Annotated in this window: 15 protein-coding genes and 1 pseudogene; 5 read left to right on the plus strand and 11 right to left on the minus strand. The window is 68.0% G+C overall.

Annotation, left to right across the window (positions count from 1 at the left end):
* Window positions 1–19 precede the first annotated feature (19 nt).
* The 5 genes from LXE91_RS11285 to LXE91_RS11305 all read right to left on the minus strand — a co-directional run bounded on the left by LXE91_RS11285 (window position 20) and on the right by LXE91_RS11305 (window position 6,390).
* Complete coding sequence (locus tag LXE91_RS11285; protein WP_046196275.1) at window positions 20–997, minus strand: Csu type fimbrial protein; 978 nt, start codon at window positions 995–997, stop codon at window positions 20–22.
* On the minus strand, window positions 979–3,201 hold the full coding sequence (locus LXE91_RS11290; protein WP_222181017.1) for a fimbria/pilus outer membrane usher protein: 2,223 nt from the start codon (window positions 3,199–3,201) through the stop codon (window positions 979–981). The genes LXE91_RS11285 and LXE91_RS11290 overlap by 19 nt, the downstream gene beginning before the upstream one ends.
* Window positions 3,202–3,370: 169 nt before the next feature.
* Window positions 3,371–4,090 (minus strand): fimbrial biogenesis chaperone, encoded by a 720-nt coding sequence (locus tag LXE91_RS11295; protein ID WP_039352382.1) that lies wholly within the window; start codon window positions 4,088–4,090, stop codon window positions 3,371–3,373.
* Between the two features lie 15 nt (window positions 4,091–4,105).
* Complete coding sequence (locus LXE91_RS11300) at window positions 4,106–4,609, minus strand: Csu type fimbrial protein (RefSeq protein ID WP_039352385.1); 504 nt, start codon at window positions 4,607–4,609, stop codon at window positions 4,106–4,108.
* 575 nt (window positions 4,610–5,184) lie between these two features.
* On the minus strand, window positions 5,185–6,390 hold the full coding sequence (locus tag LXE91_RS11305; protein WP_039352388.1) for an MFS transporter: 1,206 nt from the start codon (window positions 6,388–6,390) through the stop codon (window positions 5,185–5,187).
* A 71-nt stretch (window positions 6,391–6,461) separates the two neighbouring features.
* Here LXE91_RS11305 and LXE91_RS11310 point away from each other — a divergent pair, with 71 nt between their 5' ends.
* Complete coding sequence (locus tag LXE91_RS11310; RefSeq protein WP_135370766.1) at window positions 6,462–6,647, plus strand: hypothetical protein; 186 nt, start codon at window positions 6,462–6,464, stop codon at window positions 6,645–6,647.
* Between the two features lie 478 nt (window positions 6,648–7,125).
* On the opposite strand, the gene LXE91_RS11315 is transcribed toward LXE91_RS11310, so the two are convergent.
* Complete coding sequence (locus LXE91_RS11315; protein WP_039352498.1) at window positions 7,126–8,046, minus strand: LysR family transcriptional regulator; 921 nt, start codon at window positions 8,044–8,046, stop codon at window positions 7,126–7,128.
* A 156-nt stretch (window positions 8,047–8,202) separates the two neighbouring features.
* On the opposite strand from LXE91_RS11315, the gene LXE91_RS11320 reads away from it, so the two are divergent.
* Window positions 8,203–9,123: a pyridoxal-phosphate dependent enzyme gene (locus LXE91_RS11320; RefSeq protein ID WP_039352391.1), complete on the plus strand. Its 921-nt coding sequence runs from the start codon at window positions 8,203–8,205 to the stop codon at window positions 9,121–9,123.
* A gap of 275 nt (window positions 9,124–9,398) precedes the next feature.
* Here the strand turns inward: LXE91_RS11320 and LXE91_RS11325 are convergent.
* A pseudogene (locus tag LXE91_RS11325) lies at window positions 9,399–10,513 on the minus strand (DUF2242 domain-containing protein).
* 115 nt (window positions 10,514–10,628) lie between these two features.
* A complete protein-coding gene (locus LXE91_RS11330; protein WP_039352394.1) occupies window positions 10,629–11,522 on the minus strand; it encodes a LysR family transcriptional regulator in 894 nt (297 codons plus the stop codon).
* 108 nt (window positions 11,523–11,630) lie between these two features.
* Here LXE91_RS11330 and LXE91_RS11335 point away from each other — a divergent pair, with 108 nt between their 5' ends.
* The gene (locus LXE91_RS11335; RefSeq protein WP_039352397.1) at window positions 11,631–12,386 is read left to right on the plus strand and encodes a TerC family protein; all 756 of its coding nucleotides are present in this window, start codon (window positions 11,631–11,633) and stop codon (window positions 12,384–12,386) included.
* Window positions 12,387–12,489: 103 nt separating this feature from the next.
* Window positions 12,490–12,825 (plus strand): TFIIB-type zinc ribbon-containing protein, encoded by a 336-nt coding sequence (locus tag LXE91_RS11340; protein ID WP_039352399.1) that lies wholly within the window; start codon window positions 12,490–12,492, stop codon window positions 12,823–12,825.
* Window positions 12,826–12,912: 87 nt separating this feature from the next.
* Here LXE91_RS11340 and LXE91_RS11345 read toward each other — a convergent pair whose 3' ends face one another.
* Together LXE91_RS11345 and LXE91_RS11350 are read right to left on the minus strand one after the other, a co-directional pair.
* A complete protein-coding gene (locus LXE91_RS11345; RefSeq protein WP_039352402.1) occupies window positions 12,913–13,323 on the minus strand; it encodes an Hsp20/alpha crystallin family protein in 411 nt (136 codons plus the stop codon).
* A 16-nt stretch (window positions 13,324–13,339) separates the two neighbouring features.
* Window positions 13,340–13,780 (minus strand): Hsp20/alpha crystallin family protein, encoded by a 441-nt coding sequence (locus LXE91_RS11350; protein ID WP_039352404.1) that lies wholly within the window; start codon window positions 13,778–13,780, stop codon window positions 13,340–13,342.
* Between the two features lie 247 nt (window positions 13,781–14,027).
* Here LXE91_RS11350 and LXE91_RS11355 point away from each other — a divergent pair, with 247 nt between their 5' ends.
* The gene (locus LXE91_RS11355; RefSeq protein WP_039352407.1) at window positions 14,028–14,945 is read left to right on the plus strand and encodes a 3-hydroxyacyl-CoA dehydrogenase NAD-binding domain-containing protein; all 918 of its coding nucleotides are present in this window, start codon (window positions 14,028–14,030) and stop codon (window positions 14,943–14,945) included.
* Between the two features lie 34 nt (window positions 14,946–14,979).
* Here LXE91_RS11355 and LXE91_RS11360 read toward each other — a convergent pair whose 3' ends face one another.
* Window positions 14,980–15,261 carry a DUF4148 domain-containing protein gene (locus tag LXE91_RS11360; protein WP_039352410.1) on the minus strand — a complete coding sequence of 94 codons (282 nt, stop codon included), beginning with the start codon at window positions 15,259–15,261 and terminating at the stop codon, window positions 14,980–14,982.
* Window positions 15,262–15,355 lie beyond the last annotated feature (94 nt).

A 15,355-nucleotide genomic window follows, 5' to 3' on the forward strand; every position in this document is an offset into this window, starting at 1 on the left:
CCGCTGGTACTGCTGAACGCTAGAAGCTGATCGTCGCGGTGATCGTGTCGCTGTAGTTGCCGGGCGCGGGCGTGGTTTGCGCCGGCACCGCGCCGTACACGGTCACGACCTGCGACGTGCCCGTGCCGACACCCGTGACCGTCGAACTGCCGCCCGTGCCGTCGCCCCACGCGATCGAGCGCGCGGCGTCCGTGTAAAGCCCGTAGCCGATCGCGCCGCCGCCGCCGCTGCGCTGCATCTGGCGCGCCGTCACGCTGCCGCTGCTGCCGCCGTTCAGCGCGATCTGCCATGCGTCGCCGTTGGTGCACTGCGCGGTGATCGAACCGCTCGCCGTGAGCGAGCCCGACAGCAGGCTCGCGGTGCCGAAGCTCACATTGGTCGCGCTGATGTTGCAGTTGTTGACGACGTTCGCCGTCGCGCTGAACGGGAAGGTGCCGTTCGATGTCGTCAGCGTCGCGCAGGTCGGCGCACCGAGCAGGTAGAACCCGGTGTTGATCGATGTCGTGTTGCCGCCGAACGTCTGCGAGTAAATGGTGGTGCTGTTGCCGGTCGTCGGAACGGTCGGCTGGTTCCCGGTGATCTGTCCGTACACGGTGACCGTCGCGGACGCGCTCGTGCCGAGCGCGGGCTTGACCAGCGTGACGGATGCCGGTGTCGTGCCGGAATACACCGAGCCCCACGCGACCGAATGCCCGCCGTCCAGATAGAGGTCGTATTGCATCGCGTTGCTGCCGTTGACGAGGCTGCGCGGGCTCGTGCCGCCGAGGTTCAGGCACACGAGCACGTTTGGCGTCAGCGAGACGGTCGACCACGTGCAGGTGACGCTGACCGTGCCGGTCGCGGCGACCGGCGCGTTCGAGATCGGGCTGACCGAGCCGAAGCTCACGTTCGATGCGGTCGCCGTGCAGCTTTCGGCCTGTGCGTGACGGGGCGAGCCGCACCACGCGATGAAGGCGACGAGGACCAGCAGCGCGATCTTCACGGTGTCGTCCGGCAAGTGACGGGCCCGATGGTCGGCAGCGTGCCGTTGCCGGGCGCGGTGAACGCGAATGCCGCGACACAGTGCTGCGTGCCGTAGTCGATCGCGAGGTGGTTGTCGTCCTTCAATCCGTCGATGAACGTGAGCCCGTCGTAGCCGACGATCGTATCCGCGCCGCTTTCGGCGTGATGCACGCGCGCTCCGGCCGGCAGCGCGCGGCCGGTATCGTCATGCAGGATCACCGATGCCGCGCGATAGCGTGACACGCCGAAATGCGTGAATACGCCCGATTGCGCCTGCGGCACGACCGTCATCGACGTGCGGGCGATCCGCGCATCGGCGGGCAGCTTCATCGCATCGATCGCGATCCGGTTGTTCTGGTACGCATTCAGGTCGGGCACAAGCAGGTGCCCGGCACGATCGGTCGTGCCGATCACGCGGTTTTCGTGCAGCACCGGGATGCCCGCGACGCCGTCGGTCGACACGAGCGCGAAGCCGTCGGTGATGCGGCGCGACAACAGGAGGCTGCTGTCCATGAACACGAGCGCGCCGCTGACGTCGAGCGACGCGCCGGTCCGGCGATCGATGTTCTGCGTAGCCGCGATGACTTCGCCCGCATGACCGAGATAGCGGACTTGCGCCTGCCGGTACGGCACCGCGCCCGTGCCGCCGGCCTGTACGCCCCAGCCCCAGCCGCCGTCGTAGTCGGGCGGGCGGCTCGCGTCGACGGTGTAGTTCGACTGGCCGCGCTGGCGCCCGACGGTCGTGTTGATCGACGTGTTGCGACCGAGCCCGACGTTCAGCGACATGAACGCGCCGCTCGCGCCCTGCTGCGCGAAATCGCGGTACGCGCTCACGGTCAGCGACGCGAGATCGCCGAGGCCCAGCGTGTACGACACGGTGCCGATCCGCGCGCTCGGGCCTTGCGGCATCCGGAAGCCGATGTAGCTGAGCGACAGTGTCTGGCGGTGGATGAAGGGCAGCGCGAGCGTCGCCTGGTCGGTTGCCGCCGGCACGGTGGCGCCGTCGCGCGAGGCGAGATCGCCGTAGCGGCCGAACGCGCGGATCGTCTGCGCGTTGATCGAGAAGCGCGGTTCGATCAACTGGTAGCCGGCGCTCACCTGCGTGCCCGGAAAGCGCCCGGCGCTGCCCGCGACCGCACCGCTCACGACGCCCGCGTAGCCGAGGCGCAGCAGCCCGCCGACGCCCGCGTTCACCACGCCGCCGGTTGCTTCCGCATGCCCTTCGACGGTCAGCGCGTTGCTGATCCCGCGCCGCAGCGAGCCGCTGACGGCCGGCCGCGCGTCGTAGTCGAACGACTGCAGCCCGTAATTGCGCCGCAGGAAGCCGGCCTCGAACGAATAGCTCGACAGCCCGGCGGACAGCATCCGCGTATCGACGTAGAGCGGCACGGACGTCGCGACGGTGCGCCCGAGCGCGTCGCGCGTGATGACGGTGGCCTGGCCGGCGCCCGTGATGCCCGGCACGTCGTGAATGATGAACGGGCCGCTCGGCACGTTGCCGGTGTACTGGCGCACGTTGTTGATGTACAGGTCGACGGCCGACGGCACGGCTGCGGAGCCGGCGAGCGACGGGATCGGGAACGTCACGAGATCGGGGCGCAGCGCGAAATTGCTGCGCCACTGGAAGCCGCCGAGGCGCACCGAGCGCGTCCACGCGAGCGACCCCGAGATCGTGTCGCCGATCTGCGTCGTGCTCGGCCGCGCCGGGTCCGAGCGGCTCCACGACGTATCGAAGCGCGTGTAACGCCGGCGGCCGTCATAGAAGGTCGCGACGCCCGTGGTGTCGAACACGCCGCCCGGATCGAAGTAGCGCACGTCGGTGTAGAGCGAGTACTGCCGGTCGCCGAGCGTCTGCGCGTACGCGTCGTAGTTGATCGCGAGCCCGCGCGACGCGCTGGCCGCCTGCGTGGGCGGCAATGCGCGGCTGTCGATCGCGTAGGGGCGGCGCAGCGTATCGGGCATCTGCAGTTCGACGCTCTGGCGTGCCGCGTCGTAGCGGTAGCGCAGGCCGGGAATCGTGTCGAGGTCGACCGTCGCCGCATCGGCGATGCCGAGCCGGTCGGTCGCGACGCCGATCGTATGCAGGTCTGCGCCGCTCGCCGACAGGTGGCCGTCGCGTTCGCGGAAGTGCGCGAGCAGCGTCGTGTTCTCACCGTTGACGCTGACTTCGAGGATCACGTCGTGTGTGCTGTCGGTCATCACGAGCGCCGAGGGTTCGTCCGCATGCGCGCAGCCGAACGCGAACAGGCCGCCGGCCACGACGGCCGCGACCGCGGTGCGCGGGGAGCGTCGCGGCGCACCGCGTCCGTCGGCCGGGACCGAGCCGGTGTGTGGCGAAGGGGAGGGGCCGGGCGGCGCACCGGCGGACTCAGCCCGGCGGCTCCACCGCGACGACCGCGCTGGCCGGCTGCGAATTGACGGCTGCCCGCACCGTGACCTTGCCGCCGAGCGTGACGCCGGCCGGCAGCGGCACGCTCCACTGGCCCGTGCGGCCCGCGAGTGCATAGCCGAGCAGGCCGCGCGTGAGCGGGTACGTGTGACCGTCGCCGGTCACGAGTTCGACGGACGCCAGTTGCGCGCGCCGCGTGCCGCCGTTGCGCACCCGCAGCACCCAGCCGCCGTTGTTGCGCAGCAGCGCCCAGTCGAGCTGCGGCGCGCCGTCGGCGGCAGGCTCGACGAACACCGGAATCGAATAGCGCAGCCGGATCGACACGCCGTTGGCCGGTGTTTCGCCCGGCGGCGGCAATTCGTCGATCAGCAGCCGGTAGGCCTGCTCGGTGCCGGATGGCACGCGCGACGCGCGCACCACGCGAATCAGTTGCTCGGACTGGGTGCCGACCTCGATCAGCGGCGGGCTGGCCAGCAGATCCTGCGTGGGCGTCAGCGTGTCCTGGCCATCGGCCTGGTTCCAGAGGAACACGCGCACCTGTCCGTACACCGGGCGTTCGCCCGGATTGCGCAGGGTGATCCCGCTGGCCGTGTCGTCGGCGCCGAACTCGATCGTGACGGGGGAAATCTGCAGCGACGCGGCGTGCGCGGCGCCGGCCGCGCACAGCAGCGCGACGAGCGTTCGACGGAATGCAGTCATGCGATGCGGCGCCGGTCAGAAGTAGACGGTTGCGGTGACGGTCGTCTGATAGGTGTCCGGTTTCGGCGTCGCCTGCGCGGGCACCTGGCCGTAGACGGTAATTGACTGTGCCGCGCCCGTGCCGGTGCCGGCCACGGTGTTCGTGCCTTGCGTGTTGCCCCAGATCGTCGTGCGCCCGGCGTCCTGGTAGAGCTGGAAGTCGACGGTCGTCGTCGTGTTGCCGGTCGCCGTGCCGGCCATCAGGCGGCTCGCGACGGTCGAACCGGTGACCGTGCCGGCGTCGAGGCCGACGTTGTACGGCGTCGTATTGGTGCAGGTGACACTGACGGTCGTCTGCTGGTTGATCGCGGTGGCCAGCACCCCGTTGGTGCCGAACGCGAGCGGGTTCGCGGCGATCGTGCAGTTCGGCTGCAGCGTCAGCGTGACGGTGAAGGTGGCGGTCGCGGTGCCGTTCGAATAGGTGGCTGCGTCGGCGGCGGGTGTCGACAGGCCGATTGACAGCGCGAGCGACAATGTCATGGAAGCGATGGCGACTTTCACACTGATCCCTCATCGATCGATTTTTCGTTGGATTTATGCCGCGCTTGATCGTGCTGCTTTTTCGCAAATCCTGATACGAATCGGCAATTCTTTCAATCTTTAAATTCACTCTGTTTCATTTTGTTACATTTAATGGGGCTATTGATTGAATAAAGGTCGGGAGTATTTCGTTTTTCGATTTTTCGTGTGGGATTCGCATATATCATTACCTTGCTTCGCAGCAAAAGCGGGTAATTCATGCGGGGTTCGAGACTGTTTGGCGGGCCGATTGGGGGGGCGAGCCGGTCGGTGGTGAATGGGGTAAGTAATGTGCTGGATGCGGTGAAGAAGAAATGAAAGTGAGTCATGCGAATGAATTGAGTCGTATTCCACTCTGCAAATGTATTGAATCGGGGGGGCTGAAAGATTGGAGAAGATTCAGGATATTTTCCGATTGATGCGCGCTGGATCGGAATGGACCGTGGAAAGCGAAAACGGCCGCATTGAGCGGCCGTGACCATGCGTCGGTACGGATTGGCGGTCCGGCATGCATGCCGGTGCGCGACGTGTCGCGATTACGAATTCGCGGCGGCCGGTGCGCGGCGCTGCTGCGCGATCTGCAGGAAGACCAGTGCGAGCCCGGCCGCGGCAATCAGCCCGCCGACGAGCGGCACGGCCGCATAACCGAAGCCCGCCGACAGCGCCGCGCCGCCGGCGGCCGCGCCGAGCGCGTTGCCGAGGTTGAACGCGCCGATGTTGACGGCCGACGCGAGGCCCGGCGCTTCATGGGCCGCCCGCATCACGCGCATCTGCAGCGGCGGCACGACCGCGAACGTGGCGATACCCCACACGAGCAGCGTGACGGCGGCGCCGGCATGCGTGCGGGCGAGCACCGGGAACGCGGCCATCGTGGCGATCAGCAACAGCAGGAAACCGATCAGCGTGCCGTCGAGCGAGCGGTCGGCGAGGCGCCCGCCCGCGATGTTGCCGATCGAGAAGCCGACGCCGATCAGCACCAGCATCGCGGTCACGAAGCCGGGTGTCGCACCGGTCACGTGTTCGAGCGTCGGCGCGACATACGTATAGAGCGTAAACATCGCGCCGGCGCCGAGCACGGTCGTCCCGAGCGCGCCGAGCACGACGGGGCGCGTCAGTACCGAGAGTTCCGCACGCAGGTCGGGCATCGTGCCGGCTTCGCCCTTCGGCAGCGCGGCGAACAGCCCGGCGATCGCAACCAGGCCGAGGCCCGCGGTCGCCGCGAACGACATGCGCCAGCCGATGATCTGGCCGAGCCAGGTCGCGGCCGGCACGCCGCCGACGTTCGCGATCGTGAGACCCATGAACATCGTCGCGACCGCGCTGGCCTGCTTTTCGCGCGGCACGAGGTTGGCCGCGACCACCGAGCCCAGTCCGAAGAAGGCGCCGTGGTTGAGGCTCGTCACGAGGCGGGCGAGCAGCAGCGTCGTGTAGTCCGGCGCGAACGCCGACAGCAGGTTGCCGATCGTGAAGATCGACATCAGCGCGATCAGTGCCGAACGGCGCGACCAGCGCGCGAGCAGCAGCGTCATCAGCGGCGCGCCGATCATCACGCCGATCGCATACGCGCTGATCAGCATGCCGGCCTGCGGAATCGACACGTGCACGCCGTCGGCGATCACGGGCAGCAGGCCCATCGGCGAAAACTCGGTCGTGCCGATGCCGAACGCACCGGCGGCCAGTGCCAGCAGCGGCAGTGCGGCGCTGCCGCCGGGGCGGGAAGGAGAGGAAGTCGTGGAGTTCACGCGATGGGCTCCTGTAGTCGAGGGATAACGACCGGCACGGGGCCGTTGAGGACAGGACGAAGTGTGCCTGCATGACTTTTGCGGAAAAAGCCATGTGCGGACGAAATTATCTTGATTTCATGTCAACAATGCAGCGGGCGCTTGGAGCCGGTGGCGGAGCGGGTGAAAGCGATGTTCTTGTGAAAGATTTTCGTAAAGATCGGCGGGCGGCTTCAGGCCCGGCGATCGCGATCCATCGACGCTCCGACGCGGACTGACGGTCGCTCCCGCCGGATGAACCGGAAGCCGTCCACAGACTGCCCGGCGACGGGTGGCCGCGCAGATCGGACGGGCCGTTCAGGCGGCTGGCATCACGCCTGGCGAATCTCGCATCATCACCGCAAACTCTTTGCCCACAAGGATCGCGGGCAAAAAAAGCCCCGATCACAGGGGGACCGTGACCGGGGCGGAAATGCATCCTCTCTTTGGCACGAGGGTTGGATGCGCGCGCAGTATATTTCGAGCCATGACGATTCGAATCGACGTTAAACGGCTGTTTTTGGTGCCAATTTAAAAACACCGGTGCGATGGCGTCGCGCGTTATCATTTTGAAAGAATTTGCGCAAAAATGATGCGGTTGTTTAGCGTGTTTCGACAGCCGAAGCGACGGTTGGATGAAAGGGGATTCCGCCGGCATTCGGCACCGCGAATCGGGGCGCTCGAGTGCCGGGCGAGGTCGCCGCATCTGCCGCATGTTCAGCCCGCTCGGCCCGCGTCGCCGGTCGCATCGCGCACGGCCTCGAGAAACCGCGCGACGACGGGCGACGGTGGCACGGCCGCACCGTCGAACACGAACTCGATGTCGAAGCGGCTCGCGAGTTCGTCGAGCGCGATGAGCCGGACCGTGTGCGGGCAGGTCGGCGACGCGCTTTCCGGCACGAATGCACAGCCCATCCCGGCCGCAACGAGGCCGATCAATGTCGGAATGTCGCTGCCGACCTGCGCGATGCGCGGCGTGAAGCCGGCCTGCTGGCACTGCGCCATCAGGAACCGGTGGTGCGCGGCGGAGCGCTGCGCGTCGAACCAGACGAACGGCTCGTTCGCGACGTCGGCCAGCGTGCGCGGCGCGGTGAAGCGCCCGCCCGGCGGCGCGGGCATCGCGAGCACGAAGCGGTCGCTGAGCAGCCGCACGCCCGACAGGTGCGGCGCCTCGTCCCGGCGCCACGCCATGATCCCGCCGTCGAGCTGGCCGCGCATCAGCGCGTTCGCCTGCTCGGCCGACAGCATCGGCGCGATCGACAGCTTCACGTCCGGGCATGCGTCGCGAAACGCCTTGAGGACGGTTCCGACGACGGGCAGCGGCAGGCAGTTCGGCAACGCACCGAGCCGCAGTTCGCCCAGCTGCCCGGCCGCGCTGCGCAGTGCGCGCTCACGGCTGTCCTGCAGCGTCGCGAGCAGGCCGGTCGCGTCCTGCAGGAAACTGGCGCCGGCCGCCGTGAGCGTGACGCCCGTTGCGCGGCGCACCAGCAGCGGCGTGCCGATCGCGTCCTCGAGTTCGCGGATCTGTCGCGAGAGCGCGGGCTGGACGATGCCGGCCGCGCGGGCGCCGGCCATTACGCTGCCGGCTTGCGCGACGGCCACGAAGTAGCGCAGGTGACGAAATTCGATCTGGCGCATGCGGCATCCATTCAGGTTCATCGATATACCTGTGGAGCATAGCAAACGCCATTCGATGGTATTGGAAAGCATGGGTGGCGTGCCGTACGATGACCGTCACTGCCGCTCGCCGTTGCACGTCGCGTGCGTTCTCTCCGTTCCCATTGGTCCTGCCCCATGCCGATTCATATCCCGACCCCTTATATCCGCTCGCAAATCGCATCCCGCCGGTTCGGCAGGACCGTCCGGCTGAAGCTCGATGCGCTGCAGCCGTCGGGCTCGTTCAAGTTGCGCGGCATCGGCGCAGTCTGCGAAGCGCGGCATGCGGCCGGCGCGCGGCGCTTCGTGTCGTCGTCGGGCGGCAACGCGGGCATCGCGGTCGCGTATTGCGGCCGCGAACTCGGTGTGCCGGTGCTCGTCGTGGTACCGGAGAGCGCATCGGCCCGTGCGCGCGAGCTGATCCGCGTCGAGGGCGCCGAGCTCGTCGTGCACGGTGCGAGCTGGGCCGAGGCGAACGCGTTCGCGCAGTCGGCGCTCGGCGAGCACGATGCGTTCGTGCATCCGTTCGACGATCGCATGCTGTGGCAGGGCCACGCGACGATGATCGACGAGATGGCGGCGGCCGGCCCGAAGCCCGACGCGATCGTGCTCGCGGTTGGCGGAGGCGGGTTGCTGTGCGGCGTGCTCGAAGGGCTGGCGCGCAACGGCTGGCACGACGTGCCGGTGGTCACGGCCGAAACGGAAGGCGCCGACTGCTATGCGCGCTCGCTCGCGCAGGGGCAGGTGGTCGAATTGCCGGCGATCACGAGCATCGCGACGTCGCTCGGCGCGAAGCGTCCGTGCGACGCGGCGGTCGAATGGGCCGCACGACACGAGATTCACCCGGTTGTCGTGTCCGATGCCGATGCGGTGGCTGCGTCACTGCGATTCCTCGACGAGCACCGGATCGTCGTCGAGCCCGCGTGCGGTGCCGCGCTGGCCGTGCTCGAGCGGCCGGTGCCCGTGCTCGCGTCGGCGAAGGATGTCGCCGTGATCGTCTGCGGCGGCGTGACGGCGACCGTCGAGCAGATGCAGACGCTGCGCGCGACGTTGCGGTAGGCGGGGCGGCCGGCGCTGGCCGGTTTGTCGTGGGATGGCCGGATGGCGGTCGACGACGGATGTCACCGTGATCGCCTGCGGTGGCGTGACGGCGACCGTCGATCCCGGCGAACGTCGACATCGATCGTGTGTGTCCGTCGCGAAGCATCGAAGCAATTCAGCGACCCGGCGGGTAGGCCGCCGGCGGCGCAGCATTTCCGTGATGAATGAAAGGGAAGGATGCGTATCGTCGCGCGGCGCCGGATGCGGCCGCGCGCGACGATACGGACGGCCGGTCAGTGTGCGGCCGGTGCGCTCGCGCCGGACGGTGCGGACGATGCGACGGGATTGGCGGCAGCGGGCGCAGGCGATGCACTTGCCGGAATCGATGCCGATGCCGATACGGGGACCGAAGCGGTGGGTGCGGGCGCAGGCGCGACCGGTGCCGGTGTTGCAGCCGCCGGTGCCGATACCACAGGCGTCGATGCTGCCGCGGCAGGTGACGATGCCGGGCCGGAGGCGGAAGCCGGCACGGGGGCTGAAGCCGGCGTGGATGCCGGTGCGGGCGTCGACGACGCGGCTGCCGCAGGCGCCGCACCCGAAGCCGATACCGACCCCGAACCCGACGCTGCCACCGGCGCGGCAGCCCGCATCGCCGCCGGCGCGACCACGGCCGACGCGGCGGCCGGCACCGCGTTTGCCCCGACTCGGGCGCGACCGCCGGCAACGAAAGCGGCACTGGCGCCGCGGGCGGCGTCGGCACGACCGGGGTCGTCATCTTCATCGGCTCGCCCTGCGGCGTCGGCGCGGGTTCGGGCAGCGGCGTGACGGGCTCCTTCTCGGCGGCCTTGACGGTCGCACGGTCGCGGCGGGCCGGGTCGATCTTCAGGAAATGCTCGACGAGATTGAAGAAGCGCTCATAGAACACGCCGGCGGGAATCGTCTCGCTGGCGGTCTTGACGAGTGCGTCATCGCTCGACCCGATCGGCAGCGACAGCGAGCCGAACACGCTCAAGCCCACGCTGGCCGACGTATTCGACTTCTTCAGCGTGTAGCGATCCTGCACCGCATTCACGTACGCGATGCTCGACGAGCCGTCCGCGTTCGCGTCCGCGCACACGACATGAAACTCGATCACGACGTGCATGTCGTTGTTAGGCTGGAAATTCTTGCTGCCGTCGACCGCATCGCTGCGCGACGACGACACCACATAGCCCTGGCTCAGCAGCGCGCGCCGCGCGGCCTCGCAGGCTGCGTCGGATTTCGAGTGGAACGTATGCGCGTACGGGCTGCTGGTCGCGTCGAACTGTTCCTGCTGGTAGATCGGCTTGGGCGGCGACGAGCACGCCGCCAGCACGGTCGCGGCCGCGAGCGCGCACGAAACGGAAAACAGGCGAAATCGGTTGTGCATGGCGTCTTTCAGAAGGCTTGGCGAGAGCTCGCGCAACGGCGGTGCCTGGATGAAGCGCGCGGCAATCTCGTAAGGCCGGGGCGCCATTATAGTTTCGTTTGATGTCGCGCTCGCTTCAGTCGGCCGGTGCGCGGCGTGCGGCGGCCAGCAATTGCGACGTCAGCGGATGGTGTTCGCCGCGTCGCGAGCGGATCGCGTGGATCTCCTCGGTCACGTCGCCCGCCCGCCCGAGCCGCCGCAACCCGCGCAGCAGCGACGCATCGTTTGCGCCGAGTTCGCTCAGCGGGAACACGCCGAGGCCGCGCGCCGCGAACACGGCCATCAGTGCGCTGTCCTCGAATTCCCCCGCCACGCGCGGCACGATCCGTTCACCCTCCAGCCACCGGTCGAGGCGCGCGCGCAGCGCCGAATGCGCGGTCGGCAACAGCACGGGCAGGTCGGCCAGGCACAGCGGAAAGTGCTGCCGCGCGGCCGGCGTGACGAGCGATGCGGGGCCATACCAGTCGACCGGCGACGCGACGAGCCGCTCGCTCGTCACGCGCAGGTTCGAACCGGACGGCGCGCCTTGGCCGGCCAGCACCAGATCGAGATGATGCAGCGCCAGCTCCGCGAGCAGCGCATCGTGCTCGCCTTCGTGGCACAGCAGCCGCAACGTGGGGGTATCCAGCACGGGTGCGAGGATTGCGTGCGCGGCGAGCTTGGAAATGCCGTCCGCGAGGCCGACCGCGAGCCGCACGGTCGGCTGGCTGGCCGCCGCGCGTACTTCGTCGGGAATCAGCCGCCCCATCTCGAAGATCGCCTCCGCGCGCGCAAACGCGGCCTGGCCGGCGTCGGTCATCGTGACGCCGCGCCCGGCCGGGCGCAGCAACTGGTGCCCGAGCGCTTTTTCGAGCTCGCGTACCTGCGCGCTGATGGTCTGCACGGCCATGTCGAGCCGCGCGGCCGCGCGCGCGAAGCCGCCTTCCTTCACGACGACCCAGAAATAGTACAGGTGGCGAAAATTCAGCATCGGATCGTGATTTCGGAAAAACCGAACCAAAAATCAGATTCTCTCTGATTTTTTCGAAGTTCGGGGCGGCCTATGATCTGGCTTTCCACTTTCGTATCGGCCCATTTCATGGACTACCTGCTGACGCTTGCCGTTGACCCCGCCGTCTGGGCGGCGCTCCTGACGCTCGTCGTGATGGAAGTCGTGCTCGGCATCGACAACCTGATCTTCATCTCGATCCTCAGCAACAAGCTGCCCGACGCGCAGCGCGCCCGCACGCAGCGCCTCGGCATCGCGCTCGCGCTGGTGATGCGCCTCGCGCTGCTCGGCAGCGTCGCGTGGATCGCGAGCCTCACCGAACCGGTGTTCACGCTGTTCGGCCATGCGTTCTCGTGGCGCGACCTGATCCTGCTGTCGGGCGGCCTGTTCCTCGTGTGGAAGGCGACCACCGAGATCCATCACCACGTGTCGCGCGACGGTGAGGGCGCGGGCGGTGCCGGCGGTGCGGTCGGCCTGACGATGTGGGCCGCGATCGGCCAGATCGTGATGCTCGACATCGTGTTCTCGATCGACAGCATCGTGACCGCGATCGGCATGACCGAGCACGTGCCGATCATGTTCGTCGCGGTGATCGTCGCCGTCGCCGTGATGCTGTTCGCTGCACAGCCGCTCGCACGTTTCATCGACCGCAACCCGACCATCGTGATGCTCGCGCTGTCGTTCCTGGTCGTGATCGGCATGACGCTGATTGCCGAAGGTTTCGGTTCGCACGTGCCGAAGGGTTACATCTACGCGGCAATGGCGTTCTCGGCTTTCGTCGAAGGCATGAACATGCTGGCGCGGCGCGCGAAGGCGAAGCGCTCGGCACCGACGGAAGGCCACTGAGCCACCGCGCGTGACTCGGCTGCCGCTGCGGCGGCCGGCGTCACGCGCGTCATCCGGACTCATCCGGAATCCAGACGAAATTCGCACGGAAAGGAGAAGCGCGATGAAATGCCCTGTCTGCAAGACGCCCGACCTGTTGATGGCCGAGCGCCAGTCGATCGAGATCGACTACTGTCCGACCTGCCGCGGCGTGTGGCTCGATCGTGGTGAGCTCGACAAGCTGATCGCGCGCGAAACCGGCGATGCGCCAGCGCGTCGCGACGAGCCGCCCGTGCGGCACGATGCGCAAGCACCGCGCGGCCGCGACGGCGGGTGGGGGCGCGACGCTCGCTCGCATGACAGCCGTGACCGATACGATGGCCGCTCGCACGACGATCGCTACAAGCACGACGGCCAGCGTCGCAAGAAATCCGTGTTCGACCTGTTCGACTTCGACTGATTGCGCCGCATGTCGCAGAAAAGCCCCGCCGGGCGCGTACCCGGCGGGGCTTTTTCATGCGTGCGGGAGGGTCGCCCGCCCGGGAACTTACGCGTTGCCGGCCGTCACGTCGATACGGCGCGGCCGGGTTTCCTCGCGGCGCGGAATCGTCAGCGTCAGCACACCGTCGCGCAGGTTCGCGTCGATCCTCGACGTGTCGAGATCCGGGCTCAGCACGAAGCTGCGCGCATAGCGCGTCGCGCGGATTTCGGCATGTCGCACGCGCAGGTCGGCCGGCGTGTCGATATGCGTGTCGGCTTCGATCGTCAGCGTGTTGTCGTGCACCTTCACGTCGAGATTCTCGCGCGGCACGCCGGGCAGGTCGGCCCGCAGCGTGACGCCGAGATGATTCTCGACGATGTCGACAGCCGGCGTGATCGCCGGACGGCGGGCCGCTTCGGCGGCAGCGGGGTGGACGGTGTTCGTCTGACGCTCGGCCAGGGTCGGGTTCGTATTCATGTCGGTATCCTGAATATTATTGAACGGTGATCGCACGCGGCTTCGATGCCTCGCGCCGGCCGACGCGAATCAGCAGGCAGCCGTTTTCGTAGCGGGCGCTGACCTGGTCGGGATCCGCGTCCCGCGGCAGCTCGACGACACGGCGGAATGCGCCGTGGAAGCGTTCCTGCGCATAGGTGCGCAGATCGTCGCCTTCGCCGCGCGGCGCAGGCTTGCGCTCGCCGCTGATCGTCAGCAGGTCCTTGTCGATCGACACGTCGAAGTCGGCCGCGGCCATGCCGGGGGCGAACGCGACGATCTCGATGGCGCCGTCGGTGGCGCCGACGTTGAGTGCGGGAAAGGCGCCGGGCCGTACCGCGCGAATGCCGGCCGGACGATCGCCGAGCAGGTTGGCCATTTGCCGCTGCACGCGGGCGAATTCGTCGAACAGGTCGCTGCCGAAATGGATACCGCTCATGTTGGTCCTCCTGAACAGGGAACGCGGGAGACGTGACGGCGCGACGCCTGCGGCGGGCGCGTCGTGGAAGCTCCACTGGGTCGAAACGGGGGCAGTGCGTTGCATGTTGCACTGCCCGACGACGCGTAATTAGTGGCAGCCGAGGCGCATTTCAAGAGGGAATCCGCAATCTGCGTCAATGCAGGCCCGCGCGATTCGATGCGACAATCGCCGCGATGTTTTTGCAGACCAACGACACGGGACAATCATGGACATTCGACGCATCGCGATCGTCGGCGCCGGCGTGATCGGCGCAAGCTGGGCCGCCTTCTATCTGACGCAAGGCTTTGAAGTCGTCGCGACCGATCCGGCGCCGCAAGCCGACGCGCGGTTGCGCGACGCACTCGCCGCGTTTCTCGGCGACCGGGCGGCCGAACTTTCCGCGCGGCTGTCGTTCGACGCCGATCTCGTGCGCGCGCTCGACGGCGTCGACTTCGTGCAGGAGAACGGCCCGGAGCGGCTCGACCTGAAGCGCGAGTTGTACCGGCGGATGGACGACGTGCTGCCTGCGCACGTGCCGATCGCATCGAGTTCGTCGGGCCTGAAGATGTCGGACATCCAGACCGCGTGCGACAAGCACCCGGAGCGTTGCCTGATCGCGCATCCGTTCAATCCGCCGCACCTGATTCCGCTCGTCGAGCTGGTCGGCGGCGATGCCACCAGCCAGGACGTGATCTCACGCGTGAAGGATTTCTACGATGCGCTCGGCAAGCAGACGATCGTCCTCAACAAGGAGATGACCGGCCATGTCGCGAACCGGCTCGCGGCCGCGCTGTTCCGCGAGGTGTATCACCTCGTCGGCGAAGGTGTCGTGAGCGTCGCCGATGCGGACAAGGCTGTCGCATGGGGGCCCGGCCTGCGCTGGGGGTTGATGGGGCAGTGCCTGACCTATCACCTCGGCGGCGGCGCGGGCGGGATCGCGCACTTTCTCGAACACCTGTCGGGGCCGATCACGAGCTGGTGGGACGATCTCGGCACGCCTTCATTCGACCCGGAAGTCGATCGCAAGCTGAACGACGCATTGCGCGCGATCCAGGGCGAGCATTCGATGCAGGAACTGGCGGCCGAACGTGACCGCCTGCTCGTCGAGCTGATCGACGCGCGGCGCCGCAGCTTCCTGCCGTGATTGCGCGGCGGCGTCGCGTACGGGCTGCGGCCGGCTACTGCTGCGCGGCGGTTTGCGGTGCCTGCGGCGTCTGCGCGAGCCACGCCGGGCTCGCGGCCTGCACCAGTTCGCGGTTGCGCGCGCGGGTCGCGGCGTTCGGCGGGTAGTTGCCGTCGTTCGTCGGCAGTTCGCCGTCGAGATAGGCCTGCTTGAGTTGTGCAATGACTTCCGCGCGGGTCAGCCCCTGCGCGGGCGCCGCGGCGTCGGACGTCTGGGCAAAGGCGGGGGACAGCAGCGCGGCGGCGGCGGTCGCGACGGCGAATCGCAAGACTTTCATGGCGTGCTCCGATCAAGGGACGGGACACCGGATGCGCGCGGCGGCTGGCCGTGCGTTCCGATGGATCCCATTGTCGCGAGCGGGTGCTGCGCGG

This window comes from Burkholderia contaminans, from assembly GCF_029633825.1.
Taxonomy (GTDB): Bacteria; Pseudomonadota; Gammaproteobacteria; order Burkholderiales; family Burkholderiaceae; genus Burkholderia; species Burkholderia contaminans.

Coding starts and splice junctions, on each gene's coding strand:
- LXE91_RS11290 (WP_222181017.1), bottom strand. CDS start 3,201: ATGACCGACAGCACACACGACGTGATCCTCGAAGTCAGCGTCAACGGT.
- LXE91_RS11295 (WP_039352382.1), bottom strand. CDS start 4,090: ATGACTGCATTCCGTCGAACGCTCGTCGCGCTGCTGTGCGCGGCCGGC.
- LXE91_RS11300 (WP_039352385.1), bottom strand. CDS start 4,609: ATGACATTGTCGCTCGCGCTGTCAATCGGCCTGTCGACACCCGCCGCC.
- LXE91_RS11310 (WP_135370766.1), top strand. CDS start 6,462: ATGACTTTTGCGGAAAAAGCCATGTGCGGACGAAATTATCTTGATTTC.
- LXE91_RS11315 (WP_039352498.1), bottom strand. CDS start 8,046: ATGCGCCAGATCGAATTTCGTCACCTGCGCTACTTCGTGGCCGTCGCG.
- LXE91_RS11320 (WP_039352391.1), top strand. CDS start 8,203: ATGCCGATTCATATCCCGACCCCTTATATCCGCTCGCAAATCGCATCC.
- LXE91_RS11330 (WP_039352394.1), bottom strand. CDS start 11,522: ATGCTGAATTTTCGCCACCTGTACTATTTCTGGGTCGTCGTGAAGGAA.
- LXE91_RS11335 (WP_039352397.1), top strand. CDS start 11,631: ATGGACTACCTGCTGACGCTTGCCGTTGACCCCGCCGTCTGGGCGGCG.
- LXE91_RS11340 (WP_039352399.1), top strand. CDS start 12,490: ATGAAATGCCCTGTCTGCAAGACGCCCGACCTGTTGATGGCCGAGCGC.
- LXE91_RS11345 (WP_039352402.1), bottom strand. CDS start 13,323: ATGAATACGAACCCGACCCTGGCCGAGCGTCAGACGAACACCGTCCAC.
- LXE91_RS11350 (WP_039352404.1), bottom strand. CDS start 13,780: ATGAGCGGTATCCATTTCGGCAGCGACCTGTTCGACGAATTCGCCCGC.
- LXE91_RS11355 (WP_039352407.1), top strand. CDS start 14,028: ATGGACATTCGACGCATCGCGATCGTCGGCGCCGGCGTGATCGGCGCA.
- LXE91_RS11360 (WP_039352410.1), bottom strand. CDS start 15,261: ATGAAAGTCTTGCGATTCGCCGTCGCGACCGCCGCCGCCGCGCTGCTG.